The organism is Wolbachia endosymbiont of Drosophila tristis (assembly GCF_028981745.1).
Taxonomy (GTDB): Bacteria; Pseudomonadota; Alphaproteobacteria; order Rickettsiales; family Anaplasmataceae; genus Wolbachia; species Wolbachia pipientis.
This window is the reverse complement of record NZ_JAPQLN010000001.1, coordinates 1-761: the sequence shown is the minus strand read 5'-3', so window position 1 is coordinate 761 and position 761 is coordinate 1. Positions and strand designations below refer to the sequence as shown.

Sequence of the window (761 nt, the reverse complement as noted above, 5' to 3'; positions counted from 1 at the left end):
AGAGGATTTGTCCCTAGTACGAGAGGACCGGGATGAACATACCTCTGGTGCACCGGTTGTCGCGCCAGCGGCACCGCCGGGTAGCTAAGTATGGAAGGGATAACCGCTGAAAGCATCTAAGCGGGAAACCCACCTCAAAACTAGGTCTCCCTGAGGGTCGTGGTAGACCACCACGTTAATAGGCCAGGTGTGAAAGCGTGGTAACACGTGCAGCTAACTGGTCCTAATCACCCAATAGGCTCACTCTCTTACTGTCCCCTTAAAAGGACAGCCCGTGCACAGAAATCATCCATATATACGCCTACTTCTTCTACCAACCGTCTTCCACACACCCTTACAGGGTGGACTGGATGACCTGGTGGCCATGGCGGGGAGAGATCCACCCGATCCCATCCCGAACTCGGCCGTGAAAACCCCCAGCGCCTATGATACTGTGGCTTAAGCCACGGGAAAGTCGGTCGCCGCCAGGTCTTCCAATCCACCCTGCCAAAACTTACTACCCCTACAAATTTCAACACAATTACAACCGCGGGGTGGAGCAGCCCGGTAGCTCGTCAGGCTCATAACCTGAAGGTCATAGGTTCAAATCCTATCCCCGCAACCACGAATTCCGTTTAATATCAAACGCTTAGGCCGCCCATCGGGCGGCCTTTGGCGTTTCTCCCATACCAACTGGAATCATATAGGAATCATTCGGGAGAGAAAAAACGCGTAGCAGGCCGTCGCATGGAGCGCGGCGCTGGTGGGCCGGGAAGGGCGTG

Annotated in this window: 1 tRNA gene and 2 rRNA genes; all 3 read left to right on the top strand. The window is 55.1% G+C overall.

Annotated features, from left to right (window positions below):
• A 23S ribosomal RNA gene (locus OZD64_RS00015) occupies positions 1–248 on the top strand; the annotation flags it as partial.
• Positions 249–354: 106 nt separating this feature from the next.
• Positions 355–470, top strand: a 5S ribosomal RNA gene (rrf, locus tag OZD64_RS00010).
• 57 nt (positions 471–527) lie between these two features.
• Positions 528–604 (top strand) — tRNA-Met (locus OZD64_RS00005).
• Positions 605–761 lie beyond the last annotated feature (157 nt).